The organism is Cupriavidus sp. 09_S30 (genome assembly GCF_056930435.1).
In genome coordinates, this window is sequence record NZ_JBXOWI010000002.1 from 2,641,917 (window position 1) to 2,664,592 (window position 22,676).

Sequence of the window (22,676 nt, forward strand, 5' to 3'; positions counted from 1 at the left end):
AGTGGGGCCACTATCGCCCTGGTGGCCATCACTGTCCAAGATAGCTTTGCGATGGGCGATATAGGATCTTGCTATATCTCAACCTGGTGGCCGGCAGCGGGCACCGATCCAGCCGCAGCTCATTGTGAAGATCGGCCCTGCGGCGCGCCCTTCTCCGCTGACATGGCATCCAGCGCCTTCGCCGCCGCCAGATGCTGCGGCACCGGCAAGCCGAGCCGCGCATTCGCTGCCGATATCTGCGCCCCCTGTGCACTGCCCCGCGCGGCAAGGTCCTCGCCCCGGCCATAGACCATGCGCGTAATCTGCCCGACCTCGATATCGGTCAGGTCCCCCGCCGTCAGCAGCACCGCTGCGGTGGCGACCGACGGCACGTCCTCTTGCTGGCCGGCATACGCGCCCCGGACGATGGTGTAGGGAAAGTAGCCGCGCCGCATGCCGACAAGGGCGGCGATGCCTTTGGGGCTGAGCGGCAGCAGCCGGACCGGCGCATCCGCCAGCACGTCGCGCACGCTGTCGGCCGGCACGCCGATGACCTGCACTACGGCATCCACCTCGTTCTGGCGCAGGGCAACCAGCGCATCGCCGATATCCAGCGCCTGCGGCTCGAAATCGGCCTGCTCCAGGCCATGCGCCTTGAGCACGCGCAGCGCCGTGATGCGCGATGCCGAGCCCGGCGTGCCGATGGCGACGCGCTTGCCACGCAGATCGGACATGGCATGGATCGGCGCGTTGGCGCCGACGAGCACGTGCACGGCTTCGGGATACAGGCTGCCGATTGCCCGCAATGCGGTATAGGGACCGTCGGCGGCGAAGGGGCCCGCGCCTTCGTAGGCATCGAGCGCGGCGTCCCCCTGTGCCATGGCCAGCGACACCCTGCCCTCGCGCAGCAGGCGCAGGTTCTCCTCGCCGCCATGTGTCACCAGCGGTACCGCACGGACCTTGGCGCCGCCTGCCATGGCCTGCGCCAGACGCAGGTACTGGCCATGCTCCTCGCCGGCTGCGATGCCATATCCCGCCTCGGCGCGCGCCAGGCGCGCCTGGATGCTGGCGTAGGCCCCTTGCAGCTCCTGCTGGATCACCGCCTGCTCGGCAGGCGACGCGCTCTGCTGGGCAGCATCGATGACCTTGCGCATTGCATCGAGGATGGCGGTGGCGCCCCGCGCCGCGCCGGTGGTATAGGCCGGGGCTTCCGGAGGCGTGTAGCCGCCGGCGGCCACAGCTTGCCATTGTCCGCCTTCATTGCGGTAGAGGGCGGTGCCGTGGGCGTGGATGACGTCGCCCGCCTTGTTGCCGCCCGAGCGGATGCCCGTGATGCCCTTCGGTCCGGCGCCCAGCGCGGAGACCAGGCCGGCCACGCCAGGCGCGTCCCAGGCGCCGAAGTCGAAGTCCCGCATGAGCTTCAGTTCGGCATCGTAGTAGACGATGCGCCGGGTCTCGCCCGGCGGGCCCTTGGTGTCGGGCTGCGAGCCGCGCCGCGTGAAGTCCGCCAGCTCGACGGTGCTCGGCGGCAACGCCAGGGCGAGGCGTTGGCTCACGCCCGCACGGACGGCGTCGGCGCTCGGACCGCCGCCGCAGCCGGCCAAGACCAGCGCAAGCCATAAGGCAAGGAGCACTCGCATGATCAGCCCCCTATGAACGGCAAGGCCAGCATCAGGGTCAGCACGGCGGCGTTCATCAGGTCGACGAAGAACGCGCCCGCCAGCGGCGCGATCAGGTAGCTGCTCGGTGCCGGACCGTGCTTGGCGGTGATCGCGGCCATATTGGCCATGGCCGTGGCCGTCGATCCCATATTGAAGCCGATGAAGGCGGCCGACGTGACGGCGGCCTCATAGTCCTTCCCCATGAAGCGGAAGCACACGAACACGACGTACAGCACGATGAAGACAACCTGCATCGCGATGATCAGCAGGAAGGGGCCGGCGGAGCGTGCCACCTCGACGACATTGAGCGCCATCATCGTCATCACGAGGAACAGCGACAGGCAGGTGCTGGAGATCAGGTCGGCCGCGCGGTCGTCCCAGCGCACGCCGGCAAAGGGCAGCAGGTTGCGCAGCGCGATACCGGCCATCATGCACCAGAGGAACGATGGAATGGTGATGGCGCCGCCAGTCAGGCGCCCCGCCAGCCAGCGGCTGACTACGACCGCCGCCAGGATGCCTGCCAGCGCGCCGATGGTCGCCACAGTGGAGATAGGTGCGGCGGCCTCACGCCGGTCCGCCACGGCGGCATCGTCCGCCGCCGAGCGCAGCCGATATCGGTTGATGAGGTACTGGGCGACCGGCCCCGCGATGATGCCGCCCACGATCAGGCCGATGGTCGCCACCGTCATGCTCAGGTCCATCACGGACTGCAGGTTGTTGATCTCGGCGAAGCGCTCGGCATAGGCCGCACCGGTACCGTGACCGCCCACCAGCGTGATGGACCCGCCCACGAGACCGAAGATCGGGTGCAGGTCCAGCACGCGCGCCATCGAAACGCCCACCGCGTTCTGTACCAGGATGTAGGGAAACAGAATCACGAGGAAGATCACCAAGGCCTTGCCACCGCGCCGCAGCATGCGCAGGTCCGCCGTCAGGCCTACCCCGCCGAAGAACATCAGCAGCAGGGTTGGCTTGATGCTCTGCTCCATCGACAGCTGGAAGCCGGTGGCCGCCAGCAGGATGGAGGCAATCACCGCGAACAGCAGTCCGCCGGTGATGGGGTCGGGAATGTTGTAGCGCGAGAGAATCCCGACGCGCCGGTTCACCAGCGCGCCGACCAGCAGCGTGGCCAGGGCCGCGAGCAGGCTTCCGACCGGATCGAGTGTCATGGAAAGCCTCCCGTTATTCCCTGCTTCTGTCTGGAAGAGCCTGCTTTAATTATCTGTACTTTATCTATCTGTAGGCATTAGCCCCTCGAGCGCTGCACTCAGAAGCTGGCCGCAATCCCCAGCGACACGCCCGAGACGTTGTTGCCGAAGACGTAGCGCACCACCGTGCGCACGCGCGTGACGAAGATCTCATGCGCGCTGGTGTCCAGCTCCAGGCCGAGCCCGAGCGAAGTCAGGTAGTTGAAGCCGAGCACCCCGGCCTGGCTGCCGAGGTAATGCGAGTAAGACAGTTCCAGCACGTAGCGCACGGGGCGATCCATCGCAATCAGACCGGTGGGCGCGCGCCAGCGCGCATACAGGTTCGCAGTCTGCGCGCTCGCCGAGCCGGTCACCGCGGATGAGGAACCGCCGAAGCTGCGCAGGTAGATGTTCGTATACCGCAATTCCACGTCGATCTCGTGACTGGGGCGGTAGTGCTCCCAGTCCAGCATCACGGAGCCGCCCAGGCCGTAGGCATTGAGCGTGCCGCTATTGAGGAAATTGATCTGCTTGTCGGTCACCCGCTCGACCAGGAACTTGCCGATCGACAGGTCGCTGGACACATTGCCCAGCGATGCATTGAAGATCGGGCGGAACACCAGCTCCCGGTCGGCGGTCAGCGGGAAATCCCAGCCGACGCCGATGGTGCCGGCGAAGGTGTTCCAGCGCGTCGGGATCTCGCGCGACTCGGTGCCATTGGTGGCAACGAAGGTCGGATCGTAGCGGCTGTAGGCGATCGAGCCTTCCAGGTAAAGAGGATAGGTCTTGCTGATGGTAAAGCCGCCGCCCAACTGGGACATGACGATGCCGGGGTTGCTGGTGGCGGCGTTCTTGATGGAAAGCGAGCTGGAGGTCAGGTCCGGCACCACGGCGAAGGCCATCAGCGACAGCACGGCATTCGCCTGCTTCTGCACGTTGTAGTTGGACAGCTGGAAGTCGGGCGGCAGCACCTGCGCGCGGGCGGTAGCCGGCACCAGTGCCGTGGCACCGCACCACGCAAGGGCGGCGGCCATCGAGCAAGCCGCCCTGGACACCCTGGTCACGCTGGAAGCCCGTGGCTGAAGCGGCATGGGCTTCTAGCCTCTGACGAGCGCGGCGTCGGTCGTCGTGAGAACCCGGATCGGCTGGGCGGACAGGATGCGGGCAAGTTCGGCGTTCACGGTCTTCCCCTTGATGCCGGCGCGCCGCCTGTGCTGCCCTAAAACGCGGTGCCTTCACCGCGCCGCTGCGTCACGCCTGTCGCGCTAGATGATGGCAGATCGGCCAGCGATGCGGAATTGAATTTTCTGTTCGACCGACCTGAAGCGATTGGATACGGCGCTTGCGCCCAGCGATGGGGCGGGGGAAGGGGATGCCGCTCAGTGGAGCCAGCCAGCGCGCGATCCCGGCATGACCTGGCTCTGCCTGATTGAGAGAATTTCGCGGGCATTCGGGGGGAATTCGCCGGGGATTCAGTGGGGATTCAGTGGGAATCCCGCGGCAGTCCGGCCAGCGGGGCAACGCCAAGGCGACGCCTCCGCAACAACGCGGCGAACGGGCCAGGCCGCCCGCCGCGCTCGCGCTAGCTAGATAATGGACGAATCGTCGTTCATGAAATCGTCATCGCCCAGTCCGTCGGACAGCCCACCATCGGACAGGAAGCTGCCACTGCCGCCATCGCGCGCATCAAACCCCGCGCGGCCGCCGTCGTCGTAGTAGTTATTGACGACGGTCGTCTCGGTCGGCAGCGACCCCATCGCGGGTTGGCCCAGGAAGCCGCCGCCGCTGTTGCGATGGAAGAGATTCTCGATACCCTGGAACAGGAACGCGCCGCCCGCCACACCCGCGGCGGTGGTGGCGATGCTGCCCAGCGTACTGCCCAGGCCGCCACTGAGGAAACCCGGCCGGGACGCTTGCGCCGGTACGGCTTGGGGCGGCTGCGGAGCGGGCGCCGGCTGTGCGGGCGGCATGGGTTGCACCGGTGCGGCGCGGCCGGCGCTGTTGCCCCAGGCATTCTGCGGATCGAGGAAACTGTTGGAAGCGCCGGCCTGCAGCGCCTGCACCTGGCTCTGCAAGGAGGCAATCTGTGTCTTTGCCGACGCCAGCGCGTGGTCCAGCAGCATGGCCCGCTGCACCAGCAAGTAGGCGGCGTCGGGTTGCCGGGCCACGGCTTCGGCGATCCGGGCCTCCGCCTGCGGATCCTTCGCGCCGGCGCTGGCCTGCACCAGTTGGGTCAGGAAGGATTCCAGTGCCTGCATGTCTTGGGGGGTCATATGGTTCTCCCGTCGGAGTGGATCGATACGGCCCCAGTCTATGGAGGAAGACTTAAGTGAAGCTTAAGAGCCCCGAGAGGGGGTGCCTTCGGGCGCCCGGAGAGGCGGATCTTCCACCTCCCCACGTCAGGCAGGCCGCGCGGGACCGCCTCGTCGTGGCGGCCGCGGCACTTCTCTGCGCGCCGCGGCCCTTCCCTTTTCCTTGGCTTGACTGAGCGGCACCCCGGGAGGACGCCGCTACGAAGATCCGGCGGCGCACGGCACCGCCGGGTCCGATATCGGGATTCTTGGCTCAGGGCTTACGCGTCACTATCGCGTAGAGCTTGTCCTTGAGCAGCAGCTTTTCCTTCTTCAGGCACTCGATCGAGACGCCGTCGGTCGGAGTCCTCCCCTCCTCCATGTTCCTGATCTGCTGGTCCAGCTCGCTATGGCGGTCAAACATCTTGGCGAAGTGGCCATCCTCGGCACGAAGGCGGACCACTTCTTCACGGTACTCAGGGAACATTGCTGACTCCTGGTTCTGTGGATGAAAGCATTGTGGTCGTTGCGGCGAGAATCCACAGGCCCGCGACCACAATCACTGCACGCCCGGCGCGGCTGCTTGCGCCAACCATCCGCACGCAGCCCCGCGCCAGCGCCCCATCCTATCACCGATGCCGCCGTCAGAAAGCGGTCACGGCGGCCACCACGCCTTCGAGTGCGCCGCAGTGCTCCCGGCTGCCGGCATTGCCTACGGCCCTCTCTCGCCAGCACGCCGCAGGCAGCCGATCCAGGGCACGCCTTACAGTTCCAGCACGATGCGCTCGCCCGGGCAGGCGCGCGAGCAGCATGCCATCATGCGGCCATTGGCCTCGCGCTCCGCGCGCGTCAGCACCACGTCTCGGTGATCGACCTTGCCCGACAGGACGCGCACTTCGCAGGAGCCGCACAGCCCTTCCTCGCAATCGCTCTGGACATCGATATTGGCCCGCCGCAAGGTGGCCAGCAGGGTCTGGTCCGCAGGCACCTCCACCACCAGGCCCGAGTCCTTCAGCTCCACCGTGAACGGCCGCTCGCGGGCGGGATCCAGCGTACTCCCGCTGCCGTGGAAATGCTCGATCCTGAGCGCGTCCTCGGGCAGCGAGGCGCAGCCGGCCTGTAGCGCATCCAGCATGCGTACCGGTCCGCAGGCGTAGACCTGCGTTTCGGCGTCCGCGCCCGCCAGCAGGGCGGCAAAGTCATTGCGCGCGCCTTCATCGCCCGCGTAGACCCGCAGGCGCTCGCCGTGCAGGGCCGCCAGTTCGTCGAGCAATGCCATTGCCGAGCGCGAGCGGCCGCTGTAGTGCAACTGGTAGTCGATGCCCAGTTCGCGCGCGCGGCGCGCCATCGCGCTGATCGGGGTGATGCCGATGCCCCCTGCGATGAAGATGGCCCGCCGGCAGCCCTCGTCGAGACGGAAATGGTTGCGCGGCCCGCGCATGGTCAGCCGGTCCCCCGCCTTGAGCTGCTCGTGGATCCAGCGCGAACCGCCACGGCCGTCCGGCTCCTTGAGCACAGCAATCTCCAGCAGGTCCGCCTCGGCCGGGTCGCCGCACAGCGAATACTGGCGCGACAGGCCGGTGTCGCCGCAATCGACGTCGATGTGCGCGCCGGGCGACCAGCGTGGCAGCGGCCGGCCATCGGCGGCGCGCAGGCGCAGGCGGAGCACGCCTTGGGCGGCTGGTGTCACGCTGTCCACCACCACGGGCCGGCTGATGGCGTGGCGGCTCGGCTCGCCGATGCGCACCGGCGACTGCTCGGCCAGCAGCGACGGGCTGGCGCGCTCGGGATTGCGGCTCGGGTCCCATTCCACCCAAAGGTGCTCGGGGCCGCGGAAGGACGTGTTGGGCACATAGGTGAAGCGCTGCTCGGCCAGGCGCATATGCGGCAGGCGCCGCGTCAGCTCTTCCAGGAAGATCTGCATCTCCATGCGCGCCAGGTTCTTGCCCATGCACTGGTGCGAGCCGTAGCCGAAGGTGAGGTGGTCGCTGGCGTTGTCGCGGCGGATATCGAACAGGTCCGCATCATCGAAATGGCCCTGGTCGTGATTGGCCGAGGAGGTGACGATCAGCAGCTTGGCGCCTGCCGGCAGCGGCACGCCGCCTACCGTGGCGTCGCGCGTGACCAGGCGGCGCCATGCCGCCACCGAGCCGTTGTGGCGCAGGCACTCCTCCACGGCATTGGGAATCAGTCCGGGGTTTTCGCAGATCTCGCGCCAGGCATCGGGATGCTGCAGCAGCAGCTTGACCGCATTGGCGGTGGCATTGGCCGTGGTCTCGTGCGCGGCCACGATGCCCGCCATCATCATCGAGTGCAGGTAGGAGTCGGTCACCACCTCGGGCATCTCCTTCTGCTTGCGGATGCCGTACTGCATCCAGCCCGGCGCGTCCGGATCCTGGCGCATCTTGTCCAGGATCTTGCCGGCCAGCTGCCAGAAGTTGCCGACGGCGTGCGCCACCGCCACCTGTTCCTCCGGCCGCGGCCGGCCCCAGGTATTGACCGTGTGGGCGATCGAATAGCGCCGCAGCGTGTCCATGTCTTCCTCGGGCACGCCGAGGAAGTGCAGGGCCACGGTCAAGGGCACCTCCCACAGCATCTGGTCGACCAGGTCCGCACGGCCGTCGTCGATGAAGCGGTCCACATACTCGCGCGCCAGCCGGCGCACCATGGGCTCGTGGTGCTTCAGTTCCTCAGGGGTGAACGGCGCCATCAGGGCGCGCCGGCGCGGCATGTGGGCAGGCTCGTCCTCGTTGACCAGGGTACGGTTCATCGCGTAGCCGTACGAGGCCAGCACGGCATTGGCCTCGGGGCCGGTCGGCGTGATCTTCTCCAGCGCGATGGCCGGGCTGAAGGTCAGGTTGTCGCGGAAGACCGCCTTGATGTCCTCGAAGCGCGTCACCACCCAATAACCGAGCAGCGGGCTGTAGAACACCGGCTCCTGCTCCCGCGCCCAGCGCACGTATTCCGGCGGGTCTTGCTGGTAGCCGTCGGAAAAGGGGTCGAAGGCGGCGGCCATAGGACTGACCGGGCAGCCGCCCGAGGCGTGCTGCGCGGCCGGCGACGGCTTGTGGAACGGGCAGCGCCCGGGCGATGGCGTGGCGGCGTCGGACATGGCATGGCTCCTGCGGAATGGAACGGGCCGCCTCTCGGGCGGCCTGGGCAAGTTGGGCGGCCTGGGCGACCGGGCCGCTGCGGCGGATCAGTCGAGCGTGATCTTCAGGTCGCGGATCAGCTTGTGCCAGCGCGCCGTCTCCGTGCGCAGCAGATCCGCATACTCGGCCGGGCTGTTACCCACCGGCTCGACGCCGAAGTCGACCAGGCGCTTGTTGATGGCCGGCTCCTTGATGGCCGCGACCACCTGCCGGTTCAGCACGTTGACCACCTCGGGCGGCGTACCCGCCGGCACCACCATGCCGACCAGCGCGGCAGCCTCCACGTGACGGTAGCCCACCTCGGCGAAGGTCGGCACGTCGGGAAGCTGCGGCAGGCGCACGGCGTTGGCCACGGCCAGCGGGCGCACCTTGCCGGCCTTGATGAAGGCCGCGCCTGCAGCGTAGTCGACCATCATGGCGGGAATCTGGCCGGCGGCCACGTCGGACAGCGCCGGCGCCGCGCCGCGATACGGCGCATGCGTCATGTTCAGCCCCGCTTCCACCTTCAGCAGTTCCATGGCCAGGTGATGGGGGCTACCCGCGCCTGCCGAGCCGTAGTTGACGCCGGCTGGGTTCGCCTTGGCCTGGGCGATGAAGTCCTGCACGGTCTTGGCCTGCGAAGCGGGCCCCACCACCAGGATCATCGGGAAGCGGCCCATCAGGGTGACCGGCGCGAAGTCCTTGCCCGGGTTGTAGCTCAGCGTCTTGTAGAGAGCCGGATTGAAGACCAGGGTGCCATTGTCGGCCGACAGCACGGTATAGCCATCGGCGGGCGAGTGCGCCGTCTCCGCCGCGCCGATCGCGGTATTGCCGCCCGGCTTGTTGTCCACCAGCACCGGCTTGCCGACGCGCGTCGACAGCCCCTGGCCGATGGTGCGCGCCAGGAAGTCCGAACCGCCGCCCGCAGCGTAGGGCACCACCCAGCGGATGGGCTTGGCCGGATAGCCGTCGGCGCGCGTGTCGGCACGCACAGCGGCCGCGCCCAGCAGGGAAAACGTCAGCAGGCCGACGATGCAGCCCCGGGTCTTGTTCATGGTGTCTCCTCGCTTCCTGGTATCGGTCCGCGCTCGACGATGGCGCGGAAACTCGTTTTGCGTAAATAATATACGCATTGCGTAACTTGATATAGCGGGTAGACTTCGGGGTTTACCTGGGCGCATCTGGACGCCCGGACGCTTTCGACCGCAGTGAAGGAAACGATGAGCCCATCCACAAGCCGTGTGGCAAAGACAGCTGGCACGGGTGACGGCGACACCGCCCGCCCGCGCGAGCGCCGCCAGCGCGTGCAATCCGCCGCCACCGGCATGGCCGTGCTCAAGGCGCTGGCGCGCCTGGGCGGACAGGCCAGCCTGACCGCGCTGGCCGCGCAGGTCGACGAGAGCCCGGCCAAGGTGCACCGCTACCTGGTCAGCCTGGTCGAGGAAGGACTGGTGGTGCAGCAGGCCGGCAGCCAGCTTTACCGGCTAGGGCTGGAAGCCCTGCAGATCGGCCTGGCCGCCATGCGCCAGGCCGACCCGATCCGGCTGGCCGAAGCCTCGCTGATCCGCTTGCGCGAGCGGCTGGAGGTCACCTGCTTCATCGCGGTAATGGGCAACAAGGGCCCGACCATCGTGCGCTTCGAGGAGCCGGGGCTGCCGGTGACGGTAAATGTGAGAGTGGGCTCGGTCTTGTCGATGCTGTGGTCCGCCACCGGCCGCGTCTTCCTGGGCATGATCGATGAAGCGCGCGTGCGCGCGCTGGCAGCCGACGAACTGGCGCAGGCAACAACCGAACAGCTGGCCCTGCTCGATCCGCGCGACCCGATCGGCCAGCTACGGCAAGCCGTGCGCGCGGCAGGCTGCGCGGCGGTGAAGGACACCAACCTGAAAGGCATCAGCGCCATCGCCGCGCCGGTGTTCGATTACAACGGCCACCTGTGCGCGGTGATGACGGCGTTGGGGGCGACCGGTGGCTTCGATCCGGCGCTGGACGGGCCGATCGCCGCCGCGCTGCGGGAAGAGGCGCTGGCGGTCAGCCGCGAGCTGGGGTACGCCGACCGAGGCAGCGCAGAGGACGAATAGGCGCACGAATAGCCGCGCGATCGGGATGAAAGGACGTGAGCGGCCGCCTCGCTCACGTTTTGAGATCCGGGCGCATTGTCCAGCAGGCTGGCCCACCGAGGACCGGCGCCCGGTCCCGGCGGACTTCAGCCGCGCTCAGGCGCGCGCGGCACGCCCAGCCACATCGCCAAGCCGCTGGCGACCAGCAGCGCGGCCAGCAGGTAGAGCGCGTTGTCCATGCTGCCGGTCGCCGTCTTGATCTGGCCGATCACCCAGGGGCTGACGATGCCGCTGGTGATGCCGATGCTGCTGATGAAGGCGATACCGGTCGCCGCCGTGCCCGCGGGCAGGTGGCTGGGCGGCAGCGCCCAGAAGATCGGCAGGGCGGCGAAGATCAGCACGCAGGCCAGCGACAGCAGCGCGAGCATGGCGCCGAAGCTCGGCAGGTGCAGCGTCAGCGCGGCGAGCGCCAGTGCCCCGCCCACGGTGCAGAAGAGGAAGTGGCGATGCCGCTCGGCGCGCCGGTCCGAATGGCGGGCGATCAGGAACAGGCCGACCGCGCCGATCGCGTTGGGCACGACCGAGTACAGGCTGACCGAGACCACGTCTCGGATGCCGAAATCGCGGATCATCAGCGGCATCCAGAAGCTCAGGGTCAGCGAGCCGCAGGTCAGCGCGAAGTAGATGAAGGCGAACAGGTGCACGCGCGGATTGGCCAGCGCTTGCCGCAGCGCGCGCGTGGAGTGCGCGTGCGCGGCCTGGCCGCTGTCCTCGTGCTGCGCAAGCAGGAAGCGCTTCTCCGGCTCCGACAACCAGCTCGCCTGCTGCGGCCCGTCGACCAGGTAGACCGCCGCCACCAGGCCGAGCAGCACCGCCGGCGCGCCTTCGATGGCGAACATCCACTGCCAGCCGTAGAGGCCGAGCACGCCGGCGAAATCGCGCATGATCCAGCCGGATACCAGGCCGCCGAGCACGCCCGCCACGGCCACGCCGGCGAAGAAGATGGCCATCACCGCGGCGCGCCGCCGCGCCGGGAACCAGTAGGTCAGGTAGAGCACGATGCCGGGGAAGAAGCCGGCCTCGAACACGCCCAGCAGAAAGCGCAGCACGTAGAAGTGCGTCGGCTTCGAGACCAGCATCATGCAGACCGAGGCCAGGCCCCACAGCAGCATGATGCGGGTGAAGGTGCGGCGCGCGCCGAAGCGCGCCAGCAGCATATTGCTGGGCACTTCGCACAGCACGTAGCCGACGTAGAAGACCGCAGCGCCCAGGCCGTACATGGCGTCGCTGAAGCCGAGGTCCTGCTTCATCTGCAGCTGGGCGAAGCCGATATTGATGCGGTCCAGGAAGGACACCACGTAGCAGACGAAGAGAAAGGGGATGATGCGCAGCCACACCTTGCGGTAGAGCGCGTCTTCGTCGGGCACGGCGTTAGCCTGGGGCGCAACGGCCCCAGCGGCATGGGAATGCAGCATGGAAAGTCTCCGGTTGGGGGCAGGCCCGTGCAGGGCCGTTCCGCCTACGTCTTGAGCGTCTGGGCGGGGACGCCGGGGCGTGTTGCCCCGGCCGGCGCGCCGCTTGCGCGGCCGCCGTGGTCGTCGGTCGCCGTCGTCGCAGTTGCGACCGGCGCGCTGTCAGGCGGCGCGCTGCGCCAGCGCGCCCTCGCGCGCCAGGCGCATGGCCGCGAGCAGCGTGTCGTGAGCGCCGATGTGGTTGGCCAGCAGCAGGATCAACTGCGCATTGGCGGCCTGGCTCTGTGCCTCGTCCAGGTCGCGGTGCATGTCGATCAGGGCTTCGTAGAAGTCGTCGGGCCGGCTCAGGTTGGGTTGGGTATTGACTGCCATCGTCATGTCTCGCTCGGTTGCTGCGGATTGCCTCGGTTCCGGCACGGGCTGCCGCGGCTGGCGCGGCAGCCCTGCCCTTATGCGGTCGCCAGCGCGGGCTGGCCGGCCGCGCCGGCATCCGCCGGTGCCAGCCCGGTCGCGCGCCGCAGCGCGGCCGAGACCGCCGCCGCGTCGACACGGCGCCAGCGCGCGCAGACATGCTGGTCGGGCCGGATCAGGTAGAGCGTGCCCGGCTGTGCGTCGTAGCGGCGGGCCGCCAGGCCCTGGGCGTCGCCCAGCACCGTGGCGCCCGGCCACGCGGCCTGCGCCTGGGCCTGTGCCGCGTCGGCGCCGGCGGTGACGAAGACTGGCTTGAGCGGCAGCGACTGCAGCGCGCGCACCGTGCCGGCATCCAGCCGCTCGGGCGTGCCGAACACCAGCAGCGTGAAGGCATCGCCCAGGCTGCCCAGCAGCCAGGCGTCGCCCTGCGGGCCGCTCACCGGCGCATCGGCGCAGACGGCGCCCGGCGCCATCTCGCCGGCGAAAGTGTCGGCATCGGCCGTGTTCAGCGGCGATCCGCGCAGCACGGCGGGCACCGACAGGCGACCGCTGTTGACCAGCTGCCGCGCGAAGGCGTGGTGCTTGGCCAGCGACAGCACAGCGTCACGGAAGAGCCGGCTGACGGGGCTCTTGGGCGTGATGAAGTCCGTGGCCCGGGTCGAGTTGAGGATATTCTCGTCCGCGGCATACTCGCGCTCGCTGGCATAGGTATCCAGCAGGTTGTCCGGCGCGCGGCCGTCGAGCACATAGGCCAGCTTCCAGGCCAGGTTCTCCGCGTCCTGCACGCCACTGTTGGCACCGCGCGCGCCGAAGGGCGACACGCCGTGCGCGGAGTCACCGGCGAACAGCACATTGCCGTGGCGGAAGCTGTCCATGCGCAGGCAGGAAAAGGTATAGACGCTGACCCACTCCAGCTCGAATTTCGCGTCCGGCCCCAGCAGCGCCTGCACGCGCGGGATGACTCTCTCCGGGGTCTTCTCCAGCACCGGGTCGGCGTCCCAGCCGAGCTGGAAGTCGATGCGCCAGACGTTGTCCGGCTGCCGGTGCAGCAGCACCGACTGGTTCGGATGGAACGGTGGGTCGAACCAGAACCAGCGCTCGCTGGGGAAGTCCACCTCCATCTTCACGTCGGCGATCAGGAAGCGGTCCTTGAAGGTGCGGCCCTTGCTGTCGAGCCCCATCAGGTTGCGCACCGGGCTGCGCGAGCCGTCGGCCGCCACCACGTAGCGCGCGGCCAGCGTGTAGCTGCCGTCCGGCGTTTCGATCGTCAGCACCACATGGGCCGCGGGCGTGCCGGACTGGCGCTGCTCGATGCCCACCACCTTGTTCTTCCAGCGCACCTCCACATTGGGCAGCTCGCTCGCGCGCTCGAGCAGGTAACCCTCCAGGTAGTACTGCTGCAGGTTGATGAAGGCGGGCCGGTGATGGCCCTCCTCCGGCAGCAGGTCGAAGGCATAGACCTGTTCATCGCGCAGGAAGACCTTGCCCAGGTTCCAGCGCACGCCCTTCTCGACCATGCGCTCGCCGCAGCCCAGGCGGTCGAAGATGTCCAGCGTGCGCTTGGCAAAGCAGATCGCACGCGAACCGCTGGACAGCGTGCAATCATCGTCAACCAGCACGACCGGCACGCCCTGGCGTGCCAGGTCGATGGCGGTGGCCAGCCCGATCGGGCCGGCGCCGACCACGACGACGGGATGGATGGTGCCTTCCGCGCCCTGCTCACGCTGCTCCTGGCAGGGCTGGTACTCGAACGTCAGGCGCTGGTAGTCGATGCTCATGCTGGTGTCTCCGTCCACTCTCTTCTCGGCAATTCCTGGCTGCTGCGGCTGCCTCAGCTCTGCAGCGCGGACCACATCTCCTTGTCGCGCTCGGCCGTCCAGATGCGCGGATGCTGGATGCCGCTGGCCTCGTCATAGGCGCGCGACACGTCGAAGGGCAGGCAGTGCTCGTAGATGAAGACCTGGGCGAACTTCGGGTCCATCGACTTGCGGGTGTGCGCCATCGCGGCCTTCAGGTCCAGGCGCTCGGCCACGGCTTCCTTGCCGGCCTGGAACAGCGTGGTGACGAAGTCCTTGGTGTAGGCGATGCCCTTGCTCACTTCCTCGGGCGTGGTCAGCGCGGGGCCGCGGCCGGGCACCAGCTTCTCGGCATTGAGCGCGGCCAGCGCGTCCAGCGTGGCGGGCCACTCGGCCAGCTGCGCGTCGCCGCAGTAGCAGGCGGCGTCGTACTCGACCAGGTCGCCGGAGAACAGCACCTTCTGCGAGGGCAGCCAGACCACGGTGTCGCCCTTGGTGTGGCCCGAGCCCAGGTGGGCGATGCGCACTTCCAGCTTGCCCAGGAAGAGCGTGATTTCCTTGTCGAACACGAGGGTCGGCCAGGTCAGGCCCGGCACGGTCTCGACGCCGGCGAACAGGCGCGGGAAGCGCTCGATCTCCGACTTCATGTCGGCTTCGCCGCGCTCCACGATCATTTCGTAGGTGCCGCGGCTGGCGATGACCTGCTCCGCGCCTTCTTCAAAGTAGGCCGAGGCGCCCAGCACGCGCACCGCGTGGTAGTGCGACAGCACGACGTACTTGATGGGCTTGTCGGTGACCGAGCGGATCTTGGCGATCAGGTCCTGCGCCATCGCGGGCGTGGCCGTGGTGTCGACGATGATCACGCCGTCGTCGCCGATGATCACGCCGGAATTGGGATCGCCTTCGGCGGTGTACGCGTAGGCGTTCTCGGAGAGCTGGGTGAAGGTGACCTTCTTGGCTTCCAGGTCGGCCTGGGATGCGAATGCTTTTGCCATGCTTGCCTCTCTCTAGGTTGAATCGAGGCGGACAGCGTGTTTGCCTTGGCCTTGCGGCCGGTCACACGGGGGGACTGTCTCGCCCCGTATTGACTCTGTGACTGCACCGGTATCGGGGTAGAGGCATCTTAGGAAAGCAGCTTATTTTAGTCAATAACAAATTATGTTGCCTATGACTAAAATGACAGATGCGGCGGCCGAGACGCCACCGGGACGCCAAAACCAAGGGAAAACCCCAGGCCTGCGGATCGCTTCGGTCCCTGCCGACGGTGCCGGCGGGACCATCGATTACTATCTGGGCTTTCGAACGGGGAGAGCATGGCGACAGCAGAGGAGCGGACGGCCGCCGGCGCAGACAAGGCGCAGCGCGGCATACAGAGCGTGGAGGTGGGCGGACGCTTCCTGCGCGCGCTGGCCGACGCACGCCGGCCGCTGGCGCTGGCCGAACTGGCGGCGCAGGCCCAGGTGACACCAGCCCAGGCGCACGCCTACCTGGTCAGCCTGACGCGACTGGGCCTGATCAAGCGCGACCATCTGTCCGGGCGCTACGAGCCGGGCCCCCTCGCGCTCCAGCTCGGCATGCTGCGGCTGGACCATGACCCTGCCTACCGTGCGGCGGTGCCGCGCGTGGATGCGCTGGCCGCAGCGATCCACTTCAGCGTGGCGATCTGCAGCGTATCGCCGCGCGGCCCGACCATCGTGCGCTATGCGCATGCCGGCACGCCGCTGCACATCAACCTGCACGTGGGCACGCTGATGTCGCTGCCCGCCACCGCCACCGGGCGCGCCTTCTGCGCCTTCCTGCCCGAAGCGCGCTGGCAGTCGGCGTGGGCCCAGCAGATCGGCGGCGTGCCCAATGCCGGCTTCGGCGCGGCGCTGGCCGAGATCCGGTCGCGCGGCATCGAGCGCGCCGTCGATGCGCCCAGCCCCGGCGTCAGCAGCCTGGCCGTGCCGGTGCGCGATCCCTCCGGTCAACTGCGCCTGCTGCTGACGGCGATCGGCTCGACCGGCGCCATCGAGGTCGCCTGGCAAGGTCCTGTCGCGCATGCGCTGCTGGCCACCGCGGCGGACATCGGCGCGCAGATCCCGACGGAGGAAGCGGCATGACGAAGGCCAGCCCCCCGGCCACCGACAATTCGGCCGACGAGAACACGGCCGAAGGCGCCAAGCCGCAGCGCGGCATCCAGTCACTGGACAATACCGGCCAGCTGCTGGCCGCGCTGGTCGCGGCCGGGCGGCCGCTGCCCTTGTCCGACCTGGCGCGCGCAGCCGGCATGGCGCCGGCCAAGGCCTTCCCGCACCTGGTCAGCCTGCAGAAGATCGGCCTGCTCGCGCGCGATGCCGACGGCGACTTCCTGGCCGGGCCGCTCAGCCTGGAGCTGGGCCTGATCGCGCTGCAGCGCCTGTCCCCCGCGCGCGAAGCCGAACCCGAGGTGATCGAACTGGCGGGCGCCACCGGCCTCAGCGTGGCGATGGCCGTGCTCGGGCCGCTGGGCCCGACCGTGGTACGGCTGGAGGAAGCCGCCCGCCCGCAGCACGTCAGCCTGCGCGTGGGGACCGTGATGTCGCTCGTCAACACCGCGATCGGCCGGGTCTGCGCGGCCTGGCTGCCGGCCGACGTGCTGGCCGAGAGCCTGCTGCAGGACGCGCTGCGCATGGCCGGCGGCACACCGCCGGACGACTATGCGCAGCGGCTGGCCACCATCCGCGCGCAGCGCATCGACAATGCACAGGGGCGCCCGGTGCCCGGCATCGACACGCTGGCCGCGCCCGTGTTCGACCACACCGGCAGCCTGGCGCTGGTGATCGCCGTGATGGGCAGCACGGGCAGCTTCGACAGCGGCACCGGCAGCCCGACGGCAGCGCTGCTGGGGCAAGCGGCGCAGCGCCTGTCGTGGCGATTCGGCGCGCCTGCCGAGGCAGGCTGAGGCACCACGCAGCGCGCGATGCGCCGGCCGGCCCCGACGGACGGGCCGGCGCCTTCCTCCTTCCTGCGCTCTAGCGGGACGCCGCCCCTTCCGCCTCGTACAGCGGACCGTCCCAGCCATCGAGGTACTTCGGCAAGGCGTCGTCGATATCGATCACGCGCTCGCGGTAGAACAGGTGCATAGCCGGCTGCAGCGCCGCCGGCAGGCTGCCGCCCGCCGCACGCGCCATCACCGCATTGGGAATCACGCGCATGCCGAGCCGGTTGGTGCCATAGAGCGTTTCGCCGCAGGCCGCGCAGAACGCGCGCGACAGGCGCTTGCTCGGATGGGCGAAGTGCGACAGGGTTCCGCGCGCCAGGCTCACATCGTCGGCATGCCAGGCCGTTGCTGACAGCATGGCGGTCGCGTAGAAGTCGCGGCAGGATGCGCAATGACAGTTCGCGCGCGCGGCGGGCTGCGCGCGCAGGCGCAATTCGGTGGCGCCGCACAGGCAGGTGATGGAATCAGGACTGGGCACTGCAAATCCTCCTCGTCGGATTCAGAAGCATGAGTGCACGGATGCACGTGTGCAGAAGGTGCGGGCCGCCGCGGCGGAGCAAACCCGCGAAGGCCCTGCTTGAGACGCTGGCCGACGCATGAGGTTCCGCCGCCGCGGCAGCGGGCAATGACACGTCCTGCGGCAAAGGCACGGATTCCGGCCGTGCCCGGAGCGCGGGTGGAACTATACTCAGGACGTGGCCGCGCCATATCTGCTGGCGTTCTTCGCTGCCCAAGAACGCCTCGCAAGCGCCTTCACCTCCACCGTGCACGCCCTCTTCCTCTGCAGCCAGAACCGGCTGCGCAGCCCTACCGCCGAGACGGTCTTCGCCTCGTGGCCCGGCGTCGAGACCGACTCGGCCGGACTGGAGCCAAGCGCCGTCGTGCCGCTGTCCGGCGAACAGCTCGCCTGGGCCGACATCGTCTTCGTCATGGAGCGTGCGCACAGCACGCTGCTGGCGCAGCGCTTCGGCCCGCTGCTGCTCGGCAAGCGCGTGGTCTGCCTCGACATCCCCGATTGCTACGCCTTCATGCAGCCCGAACTCGTGGCGCTGCTGGAGCGCAAGGCGGGCGCCTACCTGCGCCGCTGAATGCGCCGCTGAAGCGCGCATGTGCCGCAATCCATCCTTGACTTTCATTTAACCAACAAGTTAAATGAGAAACATGCCCTCCCCCGACGACACCCTTTCGACCATCTTCGCCGCCCTGGCCGACCCGACCCGCCGCGCCATCCTGGCCCGCCTGGCCGAAGGCGAGGCGCCGGTGACGGAACTGGCGCGGCCTTTTGCCATGTCGGCGCCGGCCGTATCGAAGCACTTGCGCGTGCTTGCCGACGCCGGCCTGATCGAGCGGGAAGTCAGCGCGCGCTGGCGCATCTGCCACCTGCGTGCCGGGGCTCTACGCGATGCCCACGATTGGCTGGAAACCTATCGCCGCCACTGGGAAGGCAATCTCGACCGGCTCGTCGAGTTCGTCGAAGGTACCCGCGCGGCGGGCCCCGCCAAACGCGGCCGCGCTAACGGAAGCAAGACACGAGGAAACAAGCCATGACCCAAGCTGCCACCTTTGAATTGCAAATGGAGCGCTTCATCCGCGCCCCGCGCGAGAAAGTCTTCGATGCCTTCACCGACCAGGCCGCACTGGCAGCCTGGCATTGCCCGCGCGGCATGCGCGTGCTGGAGGCCAGCGCCGACGCACGCGTGGGCGGACGCTACCGCATCGTGATGGGCGCGCGCGACGGCTCGCGCTACGCCGTCGGCGGCGAGTACCAGTCGGTCAACCGGGCCGACTTCCTGGCCTACACCTGGACCTGGGAGAACGGTCCGCTGCCGTCGGACCTCAAGACCCTGATCGAAGTCACGCTGACCAACGCGGAAGGCGGCACCCGGCTGCATATGCGGCACAGCGGCTTCCCGGAAGCGGCCGAGCGCGACAGCCACCAGTCCGGCTGGAACTCGGTGTTCAACCGCCTCAGCGACCTGCTCGACCCAGCCGGCAGCGCGGGCACCGTCACGGTGATCGGCGACCCGCGCAGCAGCTTCTGCCGCACGGTGCGCATGGCGCTCGCCGAAAAGGGCGTGGCCTACACGCTGCAGCCGGTGCCGCCGCACTCGCCGGAGGTGCTCGCGTACAACCCGTTCGGCCGCATTCCCGTCTTCTGCGACGGCCCCATCGCGCTGTATGAGACGCGTGCGATCCTGGGCTATATCGAGGAGGCCTTCGAGGGCACCAGCCTGCTGGCACAGGGCGGCATCACGGCGCGCGCCCGCGACGAACAATGGGTCAGCGTGATCGCCTGCCATGCCTATGACGCCATGGTGCGCCGCTACGTGCTGCAGTACGTCTTCCCGAAGGGCGCGGACGGACAGCCCGACCGCGCCGTGATCGAGGCCGCGCAGCCGGACATCGACAAGCACCTGGCCGCGCTGGAGCAGGGCTACGGCAACCGTCTCTACCTGGGCGGCGGCACAGTGGCGATGGCGGACCTTTTCCTCGCACCTATCCTCGCCTACCTCGGCATGTTCCCCGAAGGCGCGGCCCTGCTGGAAAAGTACCCGGCAATACGGCGTGCGCAGGCGGCGATGCGCGAGCGGCCCAGCTTCACCGCCACCCAGCCGCGCCTGGACTAGCAAGCGTGGCCGCCCTGTCCGCGCCGGCGGCCTGACGGCGCCGCGTATCGCCGGCGCCGTCAGCGCGGGCTGAAGCCGTCGTCGCCCAGCATCATATTGCCGAGGTCGATGCCGGCGAGATTGTGGGCGGTCTTGCGCACGCCATCGCGCAGCTCGGTCAGTGCGCCAGGACTGCCGGCCTGCGCGAGATCACGCTGCTCGGCTACCGCCACCATGGTCAGGTAGGCCAGCGTCTCTGCCACCATCTGCTTTTCCGCATCGGGCAATGTGCGCATGCGCACATTGCCGGCGAAGGCCTGCTGCACGGCCTCGCGCACCGCCTGCACCCCTTCGGGCGCCTGCATGGCATCGGCGGCGTTGACGACCTCCCAGGACAGCACCAGGTAGGCGGTGAAGACATCGGCGAGATTGCGGCTGTCGTAGCCTTGCTGGCGCAGCAGGGTGTCGAACTGGCCGAGCGGGTCAGCCTTGTCCAGGGTCCGCGCGATCTGCTGCTGCTTGGAGGCGTCGCCCTGCGTGAAGAAGCGGACCACCTGCGCGACCACACGGTCGTGCACGCCCGCGTCAGGCCGGTAGCGCAATTGGGCGAGCGAGGCTGCGGGAGCGGCTTCCGCACCGGCGCGGGCCGGCCTCGCGCTGCCGGCCACGGCGCCCGCTGCCGCGCGAATGCCGCCGACCTGCACGCCGAGGTAGGTTTCCCTGCCGGCGACGCCGCCAACGTCGGCCGGATGGGCGAGCGCACACGCTGCTGCGCCAAGCCAGGCCCCGACCAACATCGCAGTCTTGAGAGTCTTCATCGCGCTCTCCATGGGCCGCGCCGGCCGCCTGTCTGCGGCGGGCGGCCGGCGGACTTCAGCGACTTTGCGACGAGCCGCCGAAGACCCCGGCCTCGACGTCGTGACGGAAGCGCTCGAGCCACGCCGGCTCGAACCCGATCGGATACTCGCGACTGGTATGCGTGGACACGCGCGTTACCATGGCAACGCCGCGCTGCCCCTCGTTTTCATCCCCCTTGGGATCGGTCGTGTCGGTGTTTTCGAGAACGAAGTCGGATGCCGGCAGGCCATGTTGCAGCAGCAAGGCTTCGAACGCCAGGCGCTCCTCAGGCTCGATCAATTCCATGCTCGCCTCCTGCGCGCCGCGCGCGCAGGCGCCGGCAATGGATCTGACAGGATCAAGGAATGCCGGCGCGCAGCACCGCATGCGCCGGTCCATCCATACTAGTACCTTGTCCCGCAAATTCCTTGAAAAGAAAGCGCCTGTCTGTGCGCCAGGCGTCGTTGCTCGTCGTTGCGCTCGTCGTTGCCATAGCTACGGCAATGCACAAGGTACTAGGCGGCAAAACGCTGGATCGCCCATGCCGTTGCATATGGCGAAAAGCCAGGCACTCGAGACCATATGCCGGGCGCGAGATGCGGAAACGCCACCTTGTGCACGCGACATCGCGCCGATGCAGACGACCCACGGCTGGCACAGCGGCGCGAAGTGCGGCAGCAGCCATTGACCGCGCCGGGTCCCTTCAATCCATCGCCGCGTGCGCGACCGACTCGTCCTGCGCCTCGTGGCGCGTGGGCCGGATCAGCAGGATCAGCGGCGCCACCAGCAGGGTCGCCACCAGCATCACCTTGAAGTCGTCGAGGTAGGCGATCATTGCGGCCTGCTGGTTCACCAGCTGGTTGAGCGACATCATGTCACGTGCACTCGCGCCCGCCAGTGCCTGCTGCGCGGCCGGATTGAACACGCTGACTTGCGCGGCCAGGTCGGCATGCGCCACCTGGGTGTTGCGCGTCAGCATGGTCTGGATCAGCGAAATGCCGATACTGCTGCCGATATTGCGCATCAGGCTGTAAGTGGCGGTACCGTCGGCGCGCAGCGCGGGGGGCAGCGTCGAGAACGTCAGCGCGCTCAGCGGCACGAACACCAGCCCGAGGCCGAAGCCCTGGATGATGCCGGGCCAGACGATGTCGGCTTGCGACAGCACGATGGTGTACTGCATCATCTGCCACAGCGCAAACGAAGAAATGGCGAAGCCGGACAGCAGCAGGATGCGCGCGTCGACCCAGCGCAGCATGCGTCCCGCCAGCAGCATGGCGATCATGGTGCCGGCGCCGCTGGGTGCAGTGACCAGCCCGGTGGTAGCGACCGGATAGCCCATCAGGTTCTGCAGCATCGGCGGCAGCAGCGCGCGCGTTGCGTACATCACGGCCCCGATGACGAAGATGAAGCAGGCGCCCGTGGTGAAATTGCGGTCCTTCAGCAATTCATAGCGGAAGAAGGAGCGCGGGCCGGCGGTGGCCGTATGGACGATGAAGTAGGCGAAGCTGACCGCAGCCAACAGCGCCTCGATGCGGATCTCCAGCGAGCCGAACCAGTCAAGCTGCTCGCCGCGGTCGAGCATGGCCTGGAAGGCCCCGATGGCCAGGCTCAGCGTGGCGAAGCCGAAGGCGTCGAAGCGCATGCTGCGCGTGGGTTCGCGCCGGGGCAGGTAGGTCAGCACGCCGAACAGCGCGATTGCGCCGATCGGCACATTGATGAAGAACACCCAGCGCCAGTTGTAGCTGTCGGTCAGCCATCCGCCCAGCGTCGGCCCGAGGATGGGGCCGACCATCACGCCCATGCCCCACACCGCCATGGCCTGGCCCTGCTTCTCGCGCGGATTGATATCCAGCAGGATCGATTGCGACAGCGGCACCAGCGAGGCGCCGAAGATGCCCTGCAGCAGCCGCGAGGCGACGATCTGGGTCAGCGTTTCCGACAGGCCGCACAAGGCCGATGCCACGGTGAAGCCGCTGATGGCGATGCCGAGCAGGCGCTTGACGCCGAGCTGGTCCGACAGCCAGCCCGTCAGCGGCGTGGCGATGGCCGCGGCCACGATATAGGAGGTCAGCACCCAGGTGATCTCATCCTGCGAAGCCGACAGCGAGCCCTGCATATGCGGCAGCGCGACGTTGGCGATGGTGCTGTCGAGCGTCTGGATCAGCGTTGCAAGCATGATCGAGATCGTGATCATGCGACGGTTGAGCGGCGCCTCAGGGTGTGTCGCCAATGCCACGGAAGACATGGGGAGTCCGGCAGGAGAATAATAAGCATGCTTATTAT

General features: G+C 68.3%; 21 protein-coding genes. 6 read left to right on the forward strand and 15 right to left on the reverse strand.

Going from position 1 to position 22,676, the window contains the following annotated elements:
- Window positions 1-119: 119 nt before the first annotated feature.
- The 7 genes from AC1Z3O_RS31980 to AC1Z3O_RS32010 all read right to left on the reverse strand — a co-directional run bounded on the left by AC1Z3O_RS31980 (window position 120) and on the right by AC1Z3O_RS32010 (window position 9,304).
- Complete coding sequence (locus AC1Z3O_RS31980; protein WP_483520893.1) at window positions 120-1,619, reverse strand: TAXI family TRAP transporter solute-binding subunit; 1,500 nt, start codon at window positions 1,617-1,619, stop codon at window positions 120-122.
- Between the two features lie 2 nt (window positions 1,620-1,621).
- Complete coding sequence (gene gltS / locus AC1Z3O_RS31985) at window positions 1,622-2,809, reverse strand: sodium/glutamate symporter (RefSeq protein WP_483520895.1); 1,188 nt, start codon at window positions 2,807-2,809, stop codon at window positions 1,622-1,624.
- 98 nt (window positions 2,810-2,907) lie between these two features.
- On the reverse strand, window positions 2,908-3,861 hold the full coding sequence (locus AC1Z3O_RS31990) for a hypothetical protein (RefSeq protein WP_483520897.1): 954 nt from the start codon (window positions 3,859-3,861) through the stop codon (window positions 2,908-2,910).
- Between the two features lie 552 nt (window positions 3,862-4,413).
- Window positions 4,414-5,100: a DUF2076 domain-containing protein gene (locus AC1Z3O_RS31995; protein ID WP_483520899.1), complete on the reverse strand. Its 687-nt coding sequence runs from the start codon at window positions 5,098-5,100 to the stop codon at window positions 4,414-4,416.
- A gap of 292 nt (window positions 5,101-5,392) precedes the next feature.
- On the reverse strand, window positions 5,393-5,605 hold the full coding sequence (locus tag AC1Z3O_RS32000) for an HP1242/YdcH family protein (RefSeq protein WP_483520901.1): 213 nt from the start codon (window positions 5,603-5,605) through the stop codon (window positions 5,393-5,395).
- Window positions 5,606-5,881: 276 nt separating this feature from the next.
- Window positions 5,882-8,230, reverse strand: a complete 2,349-nt coding sequence (locus tag AC1Z3O_RS32005) for a cytochrome P450 (protein WP_483520903.1) — start codon at window positions 8,228-8,230, stop codon at window positions 5,882-5,884.
- 87 nt (window positions 8,231-8,317) lie between these two features.
- Window positions 8,318-9,304 carry a Bug family tripartite tricarboxylate transporter substrate binding protein gene (locus AC1Z3O_RS32010; RefSeq protein WP_483520905.1) on the reverse strand — a complete coding sequence of 329 codons (987 nt, stop codon included), beginning with the start codon at window positions 9,302-9,304 and terminating at the stop codon, window positions 8,318-8,320.
- Between the two features lie 165 nt (window positions 9,305-9,469).
- Between AC1Z3O_RS32010 and AC1Z3O_RS32015 the strand changes: the two genes are divergently transcribed.
- Window positions 9,470-10,330, forward strand: a complete 861-nt coding sequence (locus AC1Z3O_RS32015; RefSeq protein ID WP_483520907.1) for an IclR family transcriptional regulator — start codon at window positions 9,470-9,472, stop codon at window positions 10,328-10,330.
- 125 nt (window positions 10,331-10,455) lie between these two features.
- Here AC1Z3O_RS32015 and AC1Z3O_RS32020 read toward each other — a convergent pair whose 3' ends face one another.
- The 4 genes from AC1Z3O_RS32020 to AC1Z3O_RS32035 all read right to left on the reverse strand — a co-directional run bounded on the left by AC1Z3O_RS32020 (window position 10,456) and on the right by AC1Z3O_RS32035 (window position 14,983).
- Window positions 10,456-11,784, reverse strand: a complete 1,329-nt coding sequence (locus AC1Z3O_RS32020; RefSeq protein WP_483520909.1) for an MFS transporter — start codon at window positions 11,782-11,784, stop codon at window positions 10,456-10,458.
- A 159-nt stretch (window positions 11,785-11,943) separates the two neighbouring features.
- Window positions 11,944-12,153, reverse strand: a complete 210-nt coding sequence (locus tag AC1Z3O_RS32025) for a DUF2783 domain-containing protein (protein WP_483520911.1) — start codon at window positions 12,151-12,153, stop codon at window positions 11,944-11,946.
- A gap of 77 nt (window positions 12,154-12,230) precedes the next feature.
- Entirely contained in the window at window positions 12,231-13,970 is a 1,740-nt protein-coding gene (locus AC1Z3O_RS32030; protein ID WP_483520913.1) for an FAD-dependent oxidoreductase, read from the reverse strand.
- A 53-nt stretch (window positions 13,971-14,023) separates the two neighbouring features.
- On the reverse strand, window positions 14,024-14,983 hold the full coding sequence (locus AC1Z3O_RS32035) for an MBL fold metallo-hydrolase (RefSeq protein WP_483520915.1): 960 nt from the start codon (window positions 14,981-14,983) through the stop codon (window positions 14,024-14,026).
- Between the two features lie 318 nt (window positions 14,984-15,301).
- On the opposite strand from AC1Z3O_RS32035, the gene AC1Z3O_RS32040 reads away from it, so the two are divergent.
- Window positions 15,302-16,090: an IclR family transcriptional regulator gene (locus tag AC1Z3O_RS32040; protein ID WP_483520917.1), complete on the forward strand. Its 789-nt coding sequence runs from the start codon at window positions 15,302-15,304 to the stop codon at window positions 16,088-16,090.
- Complete coding sequence (locus AC1Z3O_RS32045) at window positions 16,087-16,911, forward strand: IclR family transcriptional regulator (protein ID WP_483520919.1); 825 nt, start codon at window positions 16,087-16,089, stop codon at window positions 16,909-16,911. Before AC1Z3O_RS32040 ends, AC1Z3O_RS32045 begins: the two co-directional genes overlap by 4 nt.
- Window positions 16,912-16,981: 70 nt before the next feature.
- Here the strand turns inward: AC1Z3O_RS32045 and AC1Z3O_RS32050 are convergent, their stop codons facing one another.
- Window positions 16,982-17,428 (reverse strand): GFA family protein, encoded by a 447-nt coding sequence (locus tag AC1Z3O_RS32050; RefSeq protein ID WP_483520921.1) that lies wholly within the window; start codon window positions 17,426-17,428, stop codon window positions 16,982-16,984.
- A 286-nt stretch (window positions 17,429-17,714) separates the two neighbouring features.
- Between AC1Z3O_RS32050 and AC1Z3O_RS32055 the strand changes: the two genes are divergently transcribed.
- From AC1Z3O_RS32055 to AC1Z3O_RS32065, 3 genes are all read left to right on the forward strand, one after another.
- Window positions 17,715-18,038: a low molecular weight protein tyrosine phosphatase family protein gene (locus tag AC1Z3O_RS32055; protein ID WP_483522107.1), complete on the forward strand. Its 324-nt coding sequence runs from the start codon at window positions 17,715-17,717 to the stop codon at window positions 18,036-18,038.
- Between the two features lie 73 nt (window positions 18,039-18,111).
- Window positions 18,112-18,498, forward strand: coding sequence for an ArsR/SmtB family transcription factor (locus tag AC1Z3O_RS32060; protein WP_483520923.1), 387 nt, complete (start codon window positions 18,112-18,114; stop codon window positions 18,496-18,498).
- Complete coding sequence (locus AC1Z3O_RS32065) at window positions 18,495-19,577, forward strand: SRPBCC domain-containing protein (protein WP_483520925.1); 1,083 nt, start codon at window positions 18,495-18,497, stop codon at window positions 19,575-19,577. The genes AC1Z3O_RS32060 and AC1Z3O_RS32065 overlap by 4 nt, the downstream gene beginning before the upstream one ends.
- A 59-nt stretch (window positions 19,578-19,636) precedes the next feature.
- Here the strand turns inward: AC1Z3O_RS32065 and AC1Z3O_RS32070 are convergent, their stop codons facing one another.
- From AC1Z3O_RS32070 to AC1Z3O_RS32080, 3 genes are all read right to left on the reverse strand, one after another.
- On the reverse strand, window positions 19,637-20,374 hold the full coding sequence (locus AC1Z3O_RS32070) for a DUF6683 family protein (protein WP_483520927.1): 738 nt from the start codon (window positions 20,372-20,374) through the stop codon (window positions 19,637-19,639).
- Window positions 20,375-20,429: 55 nt separating this feature from the next.
- Window positions 20,430-20,699, reverse strand: coding sequence for a transcriptional regulator (locus tag AC1Z3O_RS32075; protein ID WP_483520929.1), 270 nt, complete (start codon window positions 20,697-20,699; stop codon window positions 20,430-20,432).
- A gap of 397 nt (window positions 20,700-21,096) precedes the next feature.
- Window positions 21,097-22,638: a DHA2 family efflux MFS transporter permease subunit gene (locus tag AC1Z3O_RS32080; protein ID WP_483520930.1), complete on the reverse strand. Its 1,542-nt coding sequence runs from the start codon at window positions 22,636-22,638 to the stop codon at window positions 21,097-21,099.
- Between the last annotated feature and the right edge of the window lie 38 nt (window positions 22,639-22,676).

Excerpts from the sequence above, each read along its gene's own strand:
- AC1Z3O_RS31980 (WP_483520893.1), bottom strand. The coding sequence starts at position 1,619 with ATGCGAGTGCTCCTTGCCTTATGGCTTGCGCTGGTCTTGGCCGGCTGC.
- gltS (WP_483520895.1), bottom strand. The coding sequence starts at position 2,809 with ATGACACTCGATCCGGTCGGAAGCCTGCTCGCGGCCCTGGCCACGCTG.
- AC1Z3O_RS31990 (WP_483520897.1), bottom strand. The coding sequence starts at position 3,861 with ATGGCCGCCGCCCTTGCGTGGTGCGGTGCCACGGCACTGGTGCCGGCT.
- AC1Z3O_RS31995 (WP_483520899.1), bottom strand. The coding sequence starts at position 5,100 with ATGACCCCCCAAGACATGCAGGCACTGGAATCCTTCCTGACCCAACTG.
- AC1Z3O_RS32000 (WP_483520901.1), bottom strand. The coding sequence starts at position 5,605 with ATGTTCCCTGAGTACCGTGAAGAAGTGGTCCGCCTTCGTGCCGAGGAT.
- AC1Z3O_RS32005 (WP_483520903.1), bottom strand. The coding sequence starts at position 8,230 with ATGTCCGACGCCGCCACGCCATCGCCCGGGCGCTGCCCGTTCCACAAG.
- AC1Z3O_RS32010 (WP_483520905.1), bottom strand. The coding sequence starts at position 9,304 with ATGAACAAGACCCGGGGCTGCATCGTCGGCCTGCTGACGTTTTCCCTG.
- AC1Z3O_RS32015 (WP_483520907.1), top strand. The coding sequence starts at position 9,470 with ATGAGCCCATCCACAAGCCGTGTGGCAAAGACAGCTGGCACGGGTGAC.
- AC1Z3O_RS32020 (WP_483520909.1), bottom strand. The coding sequence starts at position 11,784 with ATGCTGCATTCCCATGCCGCTGGGGCCGTTGCGCCCCAGGCTAACGCC.
- AC1Z3O_RS32025 (WP_483520911.1), bottom strand. The coding sequence starts at position 12,153 with ATGGCAGTCAATACCCAACCCAACCTGAGCCGGCCCGACGACTTCTAC.
- AC1Z3O_RS32030 (WP_483520913.1), bottom strand. The coding sequence starts at position 13,970 with ATGAGCATCGACTACCAGCGCCTGACGTTCGAGTACCAGCCCTGCCAG.
- AC1Z3O_RS32035 (WP_483520915.1), bottom strand. The coding sequence starts at position 14,983 with ATGGCAAAAGCATTCGCATCCCAGGCCGACCTGGAAGCCAAGAAGGTC.
- AC1Z3O_RS32040 (WP_483520917.1), top strand. The coding sequence starts at position 15,302 with ATGGCGACAGCAGAGGAGCGGACGGCCGCCGGCGCAGACAAGGCGCAG.
- AC1Z3O_RS32045 (WP_483520919.1), top strand. The coding sequence starts at position 16,087 with ATGACGAAGGCCAGCCCCCCGGCCACCGACAATTCGGCCGACGAGAAC.
- AC1Z3O_RS32060 (WP_483520923.1), top strand. The coding sequence starts at position 18,112 with ATGCCCTCCCCCGACGACACCCTTTCGACCATCTTCGCCGCCCTGGCC.
- AC1Z3O_RS32065 (WP_483520925.1), top strand. The coding sequence starts at position 18,495 with ATGACCCAAGCTGCCACCTTTGAATTGCAAATGGAGCGCTTCATCCGC.
- AC1Z3O_RS32070 (WP_483520927.1), bottom strand. The coding sequence starts at position 20,374 with ATGAAGACTCTCAAGACTGCGATGTTGGTCGGGGCCTGGCTTGGCGCA.
- AC1Z3O_RS32075 (WP_483520929.1), bottom strand. The coding sequence starts at position 20,699 with ATGGAATTGATCGAGCCTGAGGAGCGCCTGGCGTTCGAAGCCTTGCTG.
- AC1Z3O_RS32080 (WP_483520930.1), bottom strand. The coding sequence starts at position 22,638 with ATGTCTTCCGTGGCATTGGCGACACACCCTGAGGCGCCGCTCAACCGT.